General features: G+C 46.3%; 14 protein-coding genes and 1 pseudogene. 7 read left to right on the top strand and 8 right to left on the bottom strand.

The genetic code is table 11. The features are described 5' to 3' along the window. Positions 1-39: 39 nt before the first annotated feature. The 4 genes from ACQVGS_RS18085 to ACQVGS_RS18070 are packed head-to-tail and all read right to left on the bottom strand — an operon-like array spanning position 40 to position 3,875. Positions 40-711 (bottom strand): glycosyltransferase family protein, encoded by a 672-nt coding sequence (locus tag ACQVGS_RS18085; RefSeq protein WP_095714412.1) that lies wholly within the window; start codon positions 709-711, stop codon positions 40-42. Continuing rightward, entirely contained in the window at positions 708-1,415 is a 708-nt protein-coding gene (locus tag ACQVGS_RS18080; RefSeq protein ID WP_095714413.1) for a class I SAM-dependent methyltransferase, read from the bottom strand. The genes ACQVGS_RS18085 and ACQVGS_RS18080 overlap by 4 nt, the downstream gene beginning before the upstream one ends. Beyond that, on the bottom strand, positions 1,402-2,508 hold the full coding sequence (locus ACQVGS_RS18075) for a tetratricopeptide repeat-containing glycosyltransferase family 2 protein (protein WP_491830319.1): 1,107 nt from the start codon (positions 2,506-2,508) through the stop codon (positions 1,402-1,404). Before ACQVGS_RS18075 ends, ACQVGS_RS18080 begins: the two co-directional genes overlap by 14 nt. Beyond that, entirely contained in the window at positions 2,505-3,875 is a 1,371-nt protein-coding gene (locus ACQVGS_RS18070; protein ID WP_151174834.1) for a glycosyltransferase family 2 protein, read from the bottom strand. The genes ACQVGS_RS18075 and ACQVGS_RS18070 overlap by 4 nt, the downstream gene beginning before the upstream one ends. 234 nt (positions 3,876-4,109) lie before the next feature. Here ACQVGS_RS18070 and ACQVGS_RS18065 point away from each other — a divergent pair. From ACQVGS_RS18065 to nosA, 6 genes and pseudogenes are all read left to right on the top strand, one after another. Continuing rightward, a pseudogene (locus ACQVGS_RS18065) lies at positions 4,110-5,742 on the top strand (sensor histidine kinase). Beyond that, positions 5,714-6,394, top strand: a complete 681-nt coding sequence (locus ACQVGS_RS18060) for a response regulator (RefSeq protein ID WP_106021448.1) — start codon at positions 5,714-5,716, stop codon at positions 6,392-6,394. Before ACQVGS_RS18065 ends, ACQVGS_RS18060 begins: the two are co-directional and overlap by 29 nt. Before the next feature lie 2 nt (positions 6,395-6,396). Then, positions 6,397-7,356 (top strand): tripartite tricarboxylate transporter substrate binding protein, encoded by a 960-nt coding sequence (locus tag ACQVGS_RS18055; protein WP_151174836.1) that lies wholly within the window; start codon positions 6,397-6,399, stop codon positions 7,354-7,356. Between the two features lie 198 nt (positions 7,357-7,554). Continuing rightward, on the top strand, positions 7,555-8,856 hold the full coding sequence (citM, locus tag ACQVGS_RS18050) for an Mg(2+)/citrate complex secondary transporter CitM (RefSeq protein WP_024120563.1): 1,302 nt from the start codon (positions 7,555-7,557) through the stop codon (positions 8,854-8,856). Positions 8,857-8,911: 55 nt separating this feature from the next. Next, complete coding sequence (locus tag ACQVGS_RS18045; RefSeq protein WP_151174837.1) at positions 8,912-9,706, top strand: MBL fold metallo-hydrolase; 795 nt, start codon at positions 8,912-8,914, stop codon at positions 9,704-9,706. Positions 9,707-9,827: 121 nt separating this feature from the next. After that, positions 9,828-10,919: a nitric oxide synthase gene (nosA, locus tag ACQVGS_RS18040; RefSeq protein ID WP_127695698.1), complete on the top strand. Its 1,092-nt coding sequence runs from the start codon at positions 9,828-9,830 to the stop codon at positions 10,917-10,919. Here the strand turns inward: nosA and ACQVGS_RS18035 are convergent. Beyond that, positions 10,910-11,185, bottom strand: coding sequence for an acylphosphatase (locus ACQVGS_RS18035; protein WP_010333374.1), 276 nt, complete (start codon positions 11,183-11,185; stop codon positions 10,910-10,912). The two genes, nosA and ACQVGS_RS18035, sit on opposite strands and share 10 nt — an antisense overlap. Before the next feature lie 65 nt (positions 11,186-11,250). Here ACQVGS_RS18035 and ACQVGS_RS18030 point away from each other — a divergent pair, with 65 nt between their 5' ends. Beyond that, entirely contained in the window at positions 11,251-11,916 is a 666-nt protein-coding gene (locus ACQVGS_RS18030; protein WP_024120568.1) for an MOSC domain-containing protein, read from the top strand. 37 nt (positions 11,917-11,953) lie between these two features. On the opposite strand, the gene ACQVGS_RS18025 is transcribed toward ACQVGS_RS18030, so the two are convergent. The 3 genes from ACQVGS_RS18025 to ACQVGS_RS18015 form a co-directional block, all read right to left on the bottom strand. After that, complete coding sequence (locus tag ACQVGS_RS18025; protein WP_010333376.1) at positions 11,954-12,091, bottom strand: YflJ family protein; 138 nt, start codon at positions 12,089-12,091, stop codon at positions 11,954-11,956. 158 nt (positions 12,092-12,249) lie between these two features. Next, a complete protein-coding gene (locus ACQVGS_RS18020) occupies positions 12,250-12,405 on the bottom strand; it encodes a hypothetical protein (RefSeq protein WP_010333377.1) in 156 nt (51 codons plus the stop codon). 104 nt (positions 12,406-12,509) lie between these two features. Then, a complete protein-coding gene (locus ACQVGS_RS18015) occupies positions 12,510-12,824 on the bottom strand; it encodes a DUF3243 domain-containing protein (RefSeq protein WP_106021444.1) in 315 nt (104 codons plus the stop codon). Positions 12,825-12,851: the final 27 nt, after the last annotated feature.

Raw genomic sequence — 12,851 nt, 5'->3', positions numbered from 1 at the left:
AAAAAAGTAGGTTTCTTGTTGTGCCCAATGAAAGACTTATCATGTTTTGAAATATTCCCCCAAAAATCTTTTAAGGTAATCAGAATACTGGTCAGAATCAAACTCATTGCCGCAAGCATGTATGACCCATGGCTCTTTTTGATGAGGAATACCGACAAGATATCCCTTTTTCCTGAACTCAAAGCATTGAGAAGTATCGTAAAAATGCCAGCCGTCAAAGATCTCTTTCCGCCACGGGAGATCGTACTGGGTGGCCAGCAATAAACCGTCTAATGCTTCAACTGTTTTCACGGTTCCGTCTATCTCATCAAACGACAAATAGCTATACGTACTGCGGTATTCAATGACTTTTCCCGCTTTTTTAGAAGCCTCCCACCAAATCCCGCTTTGCGGCACTTCTTCAGCTCCTATGACGCCTATCATGCCAAGCGCATCGTTCTGCTGAAAGACATGCAGGATATCGTAAATAAATGAACGATTGATGATAAATGTATCCTGATGGACATACACTTTATATTTTGCGTCTGACTGATGCATTGCCGCCTGGTAGCCGGAGGCCATACTGTCAGCCTTTCGTATATCAATTAACTCAACCTCCATATGCGGCGGTACTGATAGAGACTGGATATGTCTCAGGCAGAGGTCATAAAGGGTGTCATCATTAACACATGTAATGAAGCAAATGGAATTTTCATTTAGATGCTGTTTCATCTTTTTTGCGCCTTTATGACATATTGATAGGCTCTGGCTTCCTCCTCGAAATTTGCATGGTGAATTCCCATGTTTGCTCTGACATGTGCCAGTTTGCTGATCATTTTTTCATAATAGTGAGTCGTAAAGGAAATAGGATTGATCTGGCTGACCTTGTAACCTGTTTCATGAAACATCTTCTTCATTTCCTGCAAGGTGAAAAAACGGTAGTGTGTTTTATCGAGCAGCCCAGCCTGTGTATACGTCCATTTGCCGGTCAGCAGACTTTCAAAAATTGAGATATGCCCGATATTCGGAATGCTTGCCAAAATGCTCCCTGTTTCTTTTACGTAAGGCTTCATGTTAGCTAACACTGTCCAAGGGTCTATTAAGTGCTCCAATACATCGCCGAAGATGACGTGATCAAATGTGTTTTTTTCAAAAGGAAGCTTCAATGTTTCGATGTCTCCTGTTATCACTTCGTCAATGTGATGAGCGGCTTTTTCGGCAGCTGGCGGATATGATTCGACCCCAAAATAGGAGCAATTCATTTTTTCCTTAACAGCTGCGCCAAACAGGCCTTCGGCGCATCCGACCTCAAGAATGGTTTTCGCATGGGGTTCTACCAGGTCAAACAGCTGCCGGTTGATGCTTTTGTAATACTCTTTATCTTTTCGCTCATATTCTTTCATAGAATCAGCAAGTGACCTTTTATTGATTTCCATGATGTTCACCTCCGGAGCCAGCCTGCTGCTGCAGGACCTCTTCAAAGTATGTTTTGTTGGCAAGCATTCTTGAATCATGAGGACGGTATTGTAAAGCCGATTCATTATGCTGATAGGCAAGCTGATGCTGGCCAAGCTTATCGTAGCAGACGGCTAATTGTATGTGAGGCAGCCAGATGGCGCAGGCGCGGTTCTGAAAAGCCAAGCTTTCTGAGCCTCTATCTTCTATTGCTTTTTCATACCAATAGACAGCGGTTTGGACATCGTTTTTTTCTAAAAAAGAGAATCCCAATCTGCAGCACGTTTCCGCTCTGGGAGGTCCGTAGACGAGCGTGTGGAGCACCCAGTTTAATTCTTTTTCCTTCAGTCCCAATGAATGATAGCAATCTGCTAATTTATTGCAGGCTCTGATATTATCCTCAACCCATCCCTGCTTTGTTTTCAAAAAACGCAAATAGTATTCTATCGCTTTTTCTATTTTTCCGTGATCACACAGCTCGTTCGCATAGTAAAATAAATCTCTTGGCGAAAAATCCTTTCCTGACGAGGCCATGTTTTCATAAATTCGCAGATTTCGGTCAGCGTCATGGCTAAGAGGCATGTGAGAAACCGCTGTGTCACTGTGATGGAGGTTTCCGTACACCTCTAAATATTCATGAACCGCGCCGATCCACTTAAAGCCCTTTTCCCGTTTTACGAGCCGGTATCTTCTTAAGCTGGATGTGACGTTGTTTTCTTCATCAAACGCCAGGTGATAGTTCATTGATACCGCGTCAATATGCGGATCAAGCGTTCTTTTTAAATCCAAGAACAGTTCTTGATCCTTCTCGGTAAACACATCATCGGCATCAAGCCATAAAATATAGTCAGCTGTTGCCTGCTGAAACGAAAAATTTCGGGCGGCCGCAAAATCGTCTATCCATTCAAAATCAAAGATACGGTCTGTATAACGGGCAGCGATGTCTTTCGTCTGATCAACTGAGCCGGTATCCACAATGTTCATTTCATCAGCAATCCTGCGCACAGAATCTAAGCAGCGGCCGATAACGGCTTCCTCATTTTTCACGATCATACATAGACTGATCGAAATCATATCGCCACCTCCGCTTCAGGTTTTTTCTTCATTGCATGGACAAACATGTAATCAATCTGAGCATGTTTTGATAAGTGATCCAAAGGCAAATCAAATTGCCCGGCAAGATATTCAACTTCTTGTAAAAACAGCTGTATGTTCGATTCAGGAACGGCTAAATGGGAGGTTGATTTTATGTCATAAAGGTGTTCGGGAAATAGTGTGTTTACGTTTTGAGGCGTGATGAAATGTGTGTGTGCCGGTGTTCCACATAATAAAGAAAAAAACGTGTCTGCATAAGCTGCATTCGGGATACTGCAAATCAATGAGCCTGAAGGCTTTAGATAAACGGCAAGAGCCTCAATCGTTCGCCGGGGATGCATCGAGCAGCTCAAAAGGTCTCCTATCAAAATGGTATCGAAAAAAGCCTCAGGGTAAGGAAGGCCGCGTGTTTCCGTATCTGCTGACGTGACTTGTTCATAATAGGCGCTTGCCATTGTACGTAGCAATGCATCTTCTTCAATGCCGTACAATGTACAGGTTTGCCGGTTCAACAGCTCTGCACCCGCAGCTCCCGCGCCGCAGCCGATATGCAGGATGGAGCGGGCTTTTGAAGGCACAAGGGCTGTCAGCTCTGGCTGGGGATCAATAAAAGCCGTCACATCGTGCTTCCATTTATCTATAAAGGTTTGGCGGTTGACCTGATATAATCGGCTGATGCTTAAATCTGGATTTCCGGAAAACGTGGCATGCCCGTGATGATGCACAAACGAATCAAGGGCGATTTTCAGCTGATATCCTGCCTGCAGAGCGCGAAGGCACAAATCATCGTCCTCAAATGAACCGCCTCCAAAACGCTCGTCAAAGCAGCCGATTTTGTCCAGTACCTCTTTTTTGACAAGAAGGCAAAATCCGACCAGCCTTAAAACGCTTCTTGATTTGCCCCGCTGCTGCATGCAATGGCGCCGTGAAAAAGCTTCGATTCCTTCTAAGCTGTTGTAATCAACTGAGATTTGCTGAGGCCCGCTGACATAATTGCTTACAGGCCCGACCATGCCGGTTTTATCATCTTGATAAAGCAGCTTGATCATCGGCTCCAGCCAATGACTTGTCATAACAGTATCATTGTTTAAAAAAAGAACATTGTCCCCCGAAGCGGCCTCAAGGCCCTGATTGCAGGCTTTCGCAAACCCTTCGTTTGTTTCATTAAAAATCGTTTTGATTGAAGGGATCTGTTTGAGGTAGTCCTGTGTCCCGTCATGAGAGCCGTTATCTACAACAATCACTTCTATACAGTCATCATCGGTATGCGTCCATATGCTCTCCAAGCATTGTTTTGTTAACGCCAATTGATTATAAGTCAGCACAATAAGACTCGTTTTCACCATAACCTCCCGCCCTTCACCTTATCACTCAGATACTATATGTATATTGAAATGTTCAGACGGAATGATTCCTTCATGAAAAAAGGATTGTTCAGCAAAACTGGACACTGGTAATGTGACAAGGAAACATCTTGATCTGAATAATAGATCCTGATCACCAAAGAAATGGATTTTGAAAAATAAGAAAATGACCGGGCGAAAAATGGTATGATCTAGGTAGAAAGGACGGCTGGTGCTGTGGTGAAAAAGCGATTCCATTTTTCTCTGCAAACAAAAATAATGGGGTTGATTGCGGCGCTGCTGATCTTTGTGATTGGCGTGCTGACGGTCACGTTTGCCGTTCAGCAAACAAAAGAAGGGCGAAAACAGGCAGAGCAGCTGGCGGTACAGACGGCGAGAACGATTTCCTATATGCCGCCGGCAAAGGAGCTTATCGTGTCGAAAGGCGGGCAAGCTGCTGAGGCGCAGGAGGTCATTGAACAAATGAAAGAACAGACCGGCGCTTATGCGATTTATGTGCTTGATGAAAAAGGAATGGTCCGAACCGCCGCGGAAAATAGCGGAAATAAGCATCTGACGAGAAGCAGAGAAATCCTGTTTGGAGGCTCTCACGTCTCAGAGACAAAAGCGGATGGACAAAGGGTGATTCGTGGCAGCGCACCGATTATCGAGGAACAAAAGGGGCGCAGCCAAGTGATCGGCAGCGTGTCCGTTGATTTTCTGCAGACGAAGACAGAGCAAGGCATTAAGAGACATCTGAGAGACTTAAGCTTCATGGCTGTACTCGTGCTGCTGCTTGGATTTGCCGGTGCCGCCGCGCTTGCCAAAAGCATCAGAAAGGATACGCTTGGCCTTGAACCGCACGAAATTGCCTCTCTCTATCGGGAGCGGAATGCGATGCTGCGGGCGATTAAGGAAGGGATCATCGCCACCAACCGTGAAGGCATTGTAACGATGATGAACGTATCGGCGGCTGAAATGCTTAAGCTTTCCGAGCCTGTGATGAACGTGCCTGTTGATGACGTGATGCCGGGAGCAGAACTGATGGCTGTGCTTGAGCAGGAAGAAATGCCGCCGAATCAGGAGGTATGCGTCAACGATCAAGTCTTTATTATCAATACAAAAGTCATGACACAAGGCGGACAGGCGTATGGAATTGTTATCAGCTTCAGAGAAAAAACAGAACTGAAAAAGCTGATTGACACGCTGACAGAGGTACGGAAATACTCAGAGGACCTGCGCGCCCAGACTCATGAATTTTCTAATAAGCTATACGCGATTTTAGGGCTGCTTGAGCTTGGTGAATATGACGAAGCGATTGAACTGATTAAAGAGGAATACGCCATCCAAAATGAACAGCATGATATTTTATTCCAAAATATTCATTCGCAGCAGGTGCAGGCGATTTTGTTAGGAAAGATGAGCAAAGCGTCGGAAAAAAAGGTGAAGCTGTCGATTGATGACAACAGCACACTTGGGCCTCTTCCTCCTCATGTCGGCTTGTCCCATCTCATTACAATTATCGGCAATTTAATTGATAACGCTTTCGAAGCTGTAGCGGATCAAAGCGTACAGGAGGTTTCATGTTTTATTACAGATATCGGACGGGATATTGTTATCGAAGTATCCGATACGGGACTGGGAGTGCCGCCTGATAAAATGGAGGCGGTGTTTGAAAGGGGCTACTCTTCAAAGGGGATGAAGAGAGGCTACGGACTCGCCAACGTAAAAGAGTCAGTGCGTGAGCTGGGAGGCTGGATCGAGCTGACAAATCAAAAAAGCGGGGGAGCGGTATTTACTGTTTTTATACCGAAGGAGAAACAGACAAAGGGGGAATCCATTTGATTCACATCGTGATTGCGGAGGATGATTTTCGGGTTGCGCAAATTCATGAGAGATTGATTCAACAGCTTGATGGATTCAGCATTATCGGCAAAGCGGGCAATGCAAAAGAGACAATGTTGCTTTTGGAGACACACAAAACTGATTTGCTGCTATTGGATATTTATATGCCGGACGAGCTCGGAACAGCATTGATTCCAGAGATACGGAGACGGTTTCCGGAAGTGGATATTATGATCATCACAGCCGCAACGGAAACCCGCCACTTACAGGAAGCGCTGCGGGCGGGGATCGCAAACTATTTGATAAAGCCTGTATCGGCTGACAAGTTCAAACAGGTGCTGCTGCAGTATAAAGAAAAAAGGCAGGTGCTGCTGTCTCAGCCGGAGGTCAGCCAATCCATGATTGACCATATTTTTGGGGGCAGCTCTAAGGGAGCTGTCACTGCGGAGGATTTGCCGACAGGAATCAATCCGATCACGCTGAAAAAAATTAAAGAGGCGCTGTGTACTGCCGGGAGAGGAATGACAGCGGAAGAACTTGGAGAAGCAATGGGTGCGTCACGAACAACAGCCCGCCGCTATGCCGAGTATCTTGTGTCTAAGGAAGAAGCGCGAGCCGAGCTGGAGTACGGGATTATCGGCAGACCGGAGAGAAAATATTATTTGGCGGCTGAATAGCGATGAAAAAACTTGTGATCCTATTCATTTGTCTATTGGTCTTCATGCAAGGTGACATCCGGAAGGCGGCCGCTCCCCGTCTGCCGGACGGGCCGGTTGAGATCGTTGTGCCTGCCGAGCCTTCCGGGGGCTGGGATGTCACGGCGCAGGCGATTCAATCCGTGCTCAGGCAAAAACAGCTGATGAAAGGCGGGATTCATATTGTGTATAAACCTGGAAGCGGAGGCGATAAAGGCTGGAAATATGTCAACCAAAGCGGCAGGAAGACTATCAGTATGATGTCCAGTTTAATCCTGAGCAATTACCTGCTCGGACAAAGTAAATTAAAAACTGATGATTTTACGCCGCTGGCGATTCTCGCTAAGGAATGGCAGACTGTCGCTCTTCCGAAAGGGTCGGCGCTGAAAAGCGGAAAGGATGTGCTGAAAGAGATCAAGAAGCATCCTGGCAAAGTCAAAATCGGTTTTTCTCCGGGGCTTGGCAATGACGATCAGCTCTCGTTCGTCAGAGCCGCTGATATGTACGGGATTGACCCTTTCGACATTGAGTTTTTACAGTTTGACAGCAGTGAAGAATTGATCCAGGCGCTTATCAGGCATGAGATAGAAGCAGCTTCCATGACTGTTTCAGAAGCCAAGCCGTACGAGCGAAACGGCGAGATTACATTAGCCGCCGTCACGTCAGATAAAAGGCTGCCCGGTTTTCCAAAAGTGCCGACGTGGAAAGAGCAGGGCATTCCGTTTGTCTTCTCTCATTGGAGAGGGGTGCTGGGACCGAAAAACATGTCTGAGGAAGAGATTTCTTACTGGGACCAAGCATTAAAAAAGGTGACATCCTCGCCCGAATGGAAGCAGAAAATAAACGAGCAGGACTGGGAGAGCTTTTATTTAAACAGCAAGGAAACGAAACGGTTTCTTGAAGAACAATCAGCGTTTTATCAAACCATCATGACAGGCAATTAAGCAAAAAGTATTCTGCCGTAGGCGGAATGCTTTTTTTGTGTTTAGAAATGACCAAAAAGAACAAAACGGTTTTAAAAAATTAAAAATACAAAAAAACCAAATTATTTACTTGAGACCGTTTTTCTCATACGATGACAAAAAGGCAAAAGGGGAATAGGGGATAAAATGTAAGCGGATTCATTTAAAGGGGGAATGAATGTGTTAGCAATCTTAGGATTTCTTATGATGCTTGTGTTTATGGTATTGATCATGACAAAACGGCTTTCTGTCCTGACGGCATTGGTTCTGACGCCGATTGTGTTTGCGCTGATAGCCGGTTTCGGGTTCACTGAAGTTGGCGATATGATGATCTCGGGGATTCAACAGGTGGCGCCGACGGCTGTTATGATTATGTTTGCGATTTTATATTTTGGAATCATGATTGACACTGGGCTTTTTGATCCGATGGTTGCCAAAATATTAAATATGGTCAAAGGCGATCCGTTAAAAATCGTTGTCGGGACAGCGGTTCTTACGATGCTTGTTGCATTGGATGGAGACGGTTCAACAACCTATATGATTACAACAAGCGCGATGCTTCCGCTCTATTTGCTGCTCGGCATCCGGCCGATTATATTGGCGGGAATTGCCGGAGTCGGCATGGGGATTATGAATACGATCCCGTGGGGAGGCGCGACGCCGCGGGCGGCGAGCGCGCTTGGGGTTGATCCGGCTGAGCTGACCGGGCCGATGATCCCTGTGATCGCGAGCGGAATGCTTTGTATGGTCGCAGTTTCGTATGTGCTGGGTAAAGCGGAGCGCAAACGGCTCGGTGTGATTGAGCTGAAACAGCCGGCCGATGTCAACGAACCAGCCGCTTCGGTTGAAGATGAGTGGAAGCGGCCGAAGCTTTGGCGGTTCAATTTGTTGTTAACGCTTTCATTGATAGGATTTTTAGTATCAGGCAAAGTCAGTTTAACGGTGCTGTTTGTCATCGCATTCTGTATTGCACTCATTGTGAATTATCCGAACCTCGATCATCAGAGACAGCGTATTTCAGCACATTCAAGCAACGTGCTGGCCATTGGCTCCATGATCTTTGCAGCAGGCGTTTTTACGGGAATTTTAACAGGCACCAAAATGGTTGACGAAATGGCGATTTCGCTTGTGTCGATGATTCCTGAACAAATGGGCGGCTTGATCCCGGCAATTGTAGCATTAACTAGCGGCATTTTCACATTTCTCATGCCGAATGACGCGTATTTTTACGGAGTGCTGCCGATTTTATCAGAAACGGCTGTCGCATACGGTGTTGATAAAGTCGAAATTGCAAGAGCCTCAATTATCGGACAGCCGATTCATATGCTGAGTCCGCTAGTGCCATCAACACATTTGCTTGTCGGGCTTGTCGGTGTCTCAATTGACGATCATCAAAAATTCGCTTTGAAATGGGCGGTTCTCGCCGTGATTGTCATGACGGTTACCGCTTTATTGATCGGTGCCATTTCGATTTCTGCATGATAATTCAGGCGGAATGACATACACTAACGGCATACAACGTACCGGAGGTGTCTTCATGAGTGATCCTTATATGCCGCTGACTTCAGTCAGAAGCGGGACTGGGTTCGAGGCCGCAAAGGGTGTACATGGTCTGACCGTGCAAATTGCGAATGTCTATTTTATTCAGTATCCTTCTGAACCTCATTCATTTATTTTAATAGATGCCGGCATGCCTCAATCAGCCGGCATGATTTTAAACGAAGCAAAACAAAGATTCGGTGATGACTACCACTTGAAGGCCATTATTCTGACACACGGGCACTTTGATCATATCGGGGCCATTGAAGAGATCCTTGAGCATTGGGATGTTCCTGTTTATGTCCATTCGCGGGAAATGCCTTTTGTGACCGGAAAAGAGGATTATCCGCCGGCGCGGCCAGACAGCAAAAGCGGTCTGGTTGCCAAGCTGTCGCCTCTGTTTCCGCGCCATTCGATCGATATTTCCTCTCATGTTCAAGCGCTGCCTGAAGACGGCACTGTTCCGTTTTTGGACGAGTGGGTCTGGATCGCAACACCGGGCCACACACCGGGCCATATTTCATTATTCCGCGAGGACGGCCGTGTGCTTGTCGCTGGCGATGCGGTGATTACAGTTGAACAGGAAAAAATGGCTGACGTCTTCATTCAAAAACAGGAGCTTCACGGCCCGCCGGCTTATTTCACACCTGACACTGAGATGGCCGCCGAGTCCATTCAAAGACTTGCCGAACGAGAACCGGAAGCGCTGCTGACCGGGCACGGCATCCCAATGACAGGCAGAAACTTTCGCAGTGATTTAATGGAATTGGCCCATCATTTATCATCCCTTTGACACTCGCAAACGCGGGTGTTTTTTTATTTGTTTTTCCAAGAAGATGCAGAAAAATCATTTGTCTTCCCGCTCAAAAACGATACAATGAGAAGCATGAATGCGATTTGGAGGAGAGAGTTTGTTGGAAGATAAAGAAATACTCTGGAACGAAGCGAAAGCGTTTATTGCCAATTGCTATCAGGAACTCGGAAAGGAGAATGAAGCGCAAGACCGTCTCGATGACATTAAAAGTGAGATTGACCGGACTGGAAGCTATGTACATACAAAGGAAGAGCTGGCGCACGGGGCGAAAATGGCTTGGAGAAACAGCAACCGCTGCATCGGCAGACTGTTCTGGAATTCGCTGAATGTCATTGACAGACGTGACGTCACGACAAAAGAAGAAGTACGGGACGCTCTGTTTCATCACATTGAAACCGCCACAAATAACGGGAAAATCAGGCCGACCATTACGATTTTCCCTCCGGAAGAGAAGGGCGAAAAGCAAGTCGAGATCTGGAATCATCAGCTGATCCGGTACGCGGGATATGAGTCCGACGGAGAAAGAATCGGCGATCCTGCTTCCCGTTCTCTCACCGCAGCCTGTGAGCAGCTCGGCTGGCGCGGAGATCGGACTGATTTTGATTTGCTGCCGCTTATTTTCCGCATGAAGGGTGACCAACAGCCGGTCTGGTATGAGCTGCCCCGGTCACTGGTGATAGAAGTTCCGCTGACCCACCCGGAATTCGAAGCGTTTTCTGACCTGAAGCTGCAATGGTACGGCGTGCCGATTATTGCGGATATGAGGCTTGAGATCGGGGGCGTTCATTATAATGCCGCACCGTTTAACGGCTGGTATATGGGAACGGAGATCGGTGCGAGAAATCTGGCTGATGAAAAGCGGTATGATAAGCTCAAAAAAGTGGCATCCGTTATCGGTATTGCCACTGATTACAATGCGGATTTATGGAAGGATCAGGCGCTTGTTGAATTGAATAAAGCTGTTTTGCATTCATATAAAAAGCACGGCGTCAGCATCGTCGATCATCACACGGCTGCAAGCCAGTTTAAACGGTTTGAAGAACAGGAGGAAGAAGCGGGCAGAAAGCTGACGGGTGACTGGACGTGGCTGATACCGCCGATTTCACCCGCCTCCACACATATTTTTCACCGATCTTATGACAATTCAATCGTCAAGCCGAATTACTTTTATCAGGATAAGCCTTACGAATAGACTATTGAAAACCGGTGATGGCCTTCAAGGCTGCTGGATTCAGTGACAGAGATGCCGGTAACCTTTGAAAAGGGGCTGCCTTTCTTCACGGCCTCAAGAAATGATTGCAAGGCGTTTTCAGGCCCTTCGGCCAAAATCTCGACACGCCCGTCATCACGGTTTTTGACCCAGCCGGTGAGTTTATGCTTATCGGCTTCCGCTTGAACAAAGTAGCGGAAACCGACACCTTGAACCCGGCCGTCAGCAACGATTCGATATTGAAGCATGTAAAAACCACCTTTTTTTTTATGATAATCAATCATTTTATATCCTGTAAAGGAGATGTGTTCGTATGACATCAGCTCATTATTCCATTCTTTCTCTTAATCTGGGAAAGCCGCAGACGCTTGAATATGACGGAAAGAAAATAGAGACCGGCATTATGAAGCGGCCGGCAGATTCCGCAGTGATGCTGTATCGGGAGAATTTTGAGGGAGACGGACAGGCGGACCTCGTCAATCATGGCGGCCCTGATAAGGCTGTCTGTGTCTATTCCGCGGAGCACTATCCGTTTTGGACGGAGTTTCTCTCAAGATCGCTCCCGGACGCCGCGTTTGGTGAAAATCTTACGGTGCAAGGCCTGACTGAGGAGGACGTTTGCATAGGGGATGTCTTTCAGCTTGATGATGCCGTTGTTCAGGTCAGCCAGCCGCGTCAGCCGTGTATAAAACTGGCCAAAAAGTTTGGTGTAAAGGATATGGTGCTGAAAGTTCAGCAAACCGGATATACGGGATTTTATTTTCGCGTGCTGGAAGAGGGCAGGGTTGCTCCGGGCGCCAAGCTCGACCTGCTGTCCAGAGGCGAAAAAGGCATATCCGTCCAATTCGCAAACCATATCAAATACCATGACACAAAAAATCTCGCCGCCATTGAACGGATATTAAGTGAAGAAGCATTGTCGGAAAGCTGGAGATCTTCCTTTATCAAAAAACGGGACAGGCTGCTTCCGATTCAATAAAAAAGCCGCGCATCTAAACGTGCGCGGCTTCACCATGTCAGGATTGTTTTTTCTTTGTTTCAAGCAGGTTGGCAAGAAAATAGGTTTTATAGCTTTGAAGCTTTCTTCCTTCATATTTCGTGATGCCCTGCTTTTTTAATTCTGCCACATACCAGCCTTTACTGCCGTAATGCATGTCAGAAAACTCCTTTCCCTATCTGATTGACCAAACGATTGGCATTGTAACATCTATCAAAAGATGCTGAAAAGAGATGCGGGAAAAACTGAGTCTTTCGCACTAATGATGCGAACGTTCTTCCTGTATGTATATGCGGAGTAAACGCTGAATATGATTTAATGCCCGGTGAGTTTCAGCACGACAATGCCAAGTGTCATGATGCTGAACACAATACCGATATATGTAAGCATCCCGTTTTTTTTCTTCACGCCGAAAACGGTCATGATGATGCCTTCAATGAAAAAGACGATTCCAAAAATAATAAACCACATGCGGACAAAGGCTCCTTTCAAGACATTAATCCTAGTGTAGCATATCTGGATGGGCCGGGCTGTGACAATATAAAGAAGCCGGGCATATGCCCGGCTTAGGTGTTTTATTGTTTCTCAACCAATTTGACCAACAGCTGTGCCAAATGTTTTTTCTCATCATTATCCGCCACGCTCCAAAGCTCCTGCAGCAGCATTTCTTCACCGTTTTGCGGTTCTTCATGCTTTGCGAGGTAGTCTCCCAGGATCGCAGCGCTTTTGACAAGCTTGCCGTCATCTAATCCTAATTTTTTGCCCCGGTCAACTTGTTTTTTCAGGTAGTCTTTAAATTCTTCAAAGTCTTTTAAAATTTCTTCTTTTGTTGTTCCGTGCATTGCATTCATTTCGTTTTCAATTTGGATTTTTTCTTGATCTCTGTTCATTACAGTGCCTCCTCCTGCAGAATAGTG

The organism is Bacillus sp. SD127, assembly GCF_058566445.1.
This window is presented reverse-complemented; position numbering and strand designations above follow the sequence as displayed.

Excerpts from the sequence above, each read along its gene's own strand:
- ACQVGS_RS18015 (WP_106021444.1), bottom strand. The coding sequence starts at position 12,824 with ATGAACAGAGATCAAGAAAAAATCCAAATTGAAAACGAAATGAATGCA.
- ACQVGS_RS18070 (WP_151174834.1), bottom strand. The coding sequence starts at position 3,875 with ATGGTGAAAACGAGTCTTATTGTGCTGACTTATAATCAATTGGCGTTA.
- ACQVGS_RS18030 (WP_024120568.1), top strand. The coding sequence starts at position 11,251 with ATGACATCAGCTCATTATTCCATTCTTTCTCTTAATCTGGGAAAGCCG.
- ACQVGS_RS18045 (WP_151174837.1), top strand. The coding sequence starts at position 8,912 with ATGAGTGATCCTTATATGCCGCTGACTTCAGTCAGAAGCGGGACTGGG.
- ACQVGS_RS18085 (WP_095714412.1), bottom strand. The coding sequence starts at position 711 with ATGAAACAGCATCTAAATGAAAATTCCATTTGCTTCATTACATGTGTT.
- ACQVGS_RS18055 (WP_151174836.1), top strand. The coding sequence starts at position 6,397 with ATGAAAAAACTTGTGATCCTATTCATTTGTCTATTGGTCTTCATGCAA.
- ACQVGS_RS18025 (WP_010333376.1), bottom strand. The coding sequence starts at position 12,091 with ATGCATTACGGCAGTAAAGGCTGGTATGTGGCAGAATTAAAAAAGCAG.
- ACQVGS_RS18020 (WP_010333377.1), bottom strand. The coding sequence starts at position 12,405 with ATGTGGTTTATTATTTTTGGAATCGTCTTTTTCATTGAAGGCATCATC.
- ACQVGS_RS18075 (WP_491830319.1), bottom strand. The coding sequence starts at position 2,508 with ATGATTTCGATCAGTCTATGTATGATCGTGAAAAATGAGGAAGCCGTT.
- ACQVGS_RS18080 (WP_095714413.1), bottom strand. The coding sequence starts at position 1,415 with ATGGAAATCAATAAAAGGTCACTTGCTGATTCTATGAAAGAATATGAG.
- ACQVGS_RS18035 (WP_010333374.1), bottom strand. The coding sequence starts at position 11,185 with ATGCTTCAATATCGAATCGTTGCTGACGGCCGGGTTCAAGGTGTCGGT.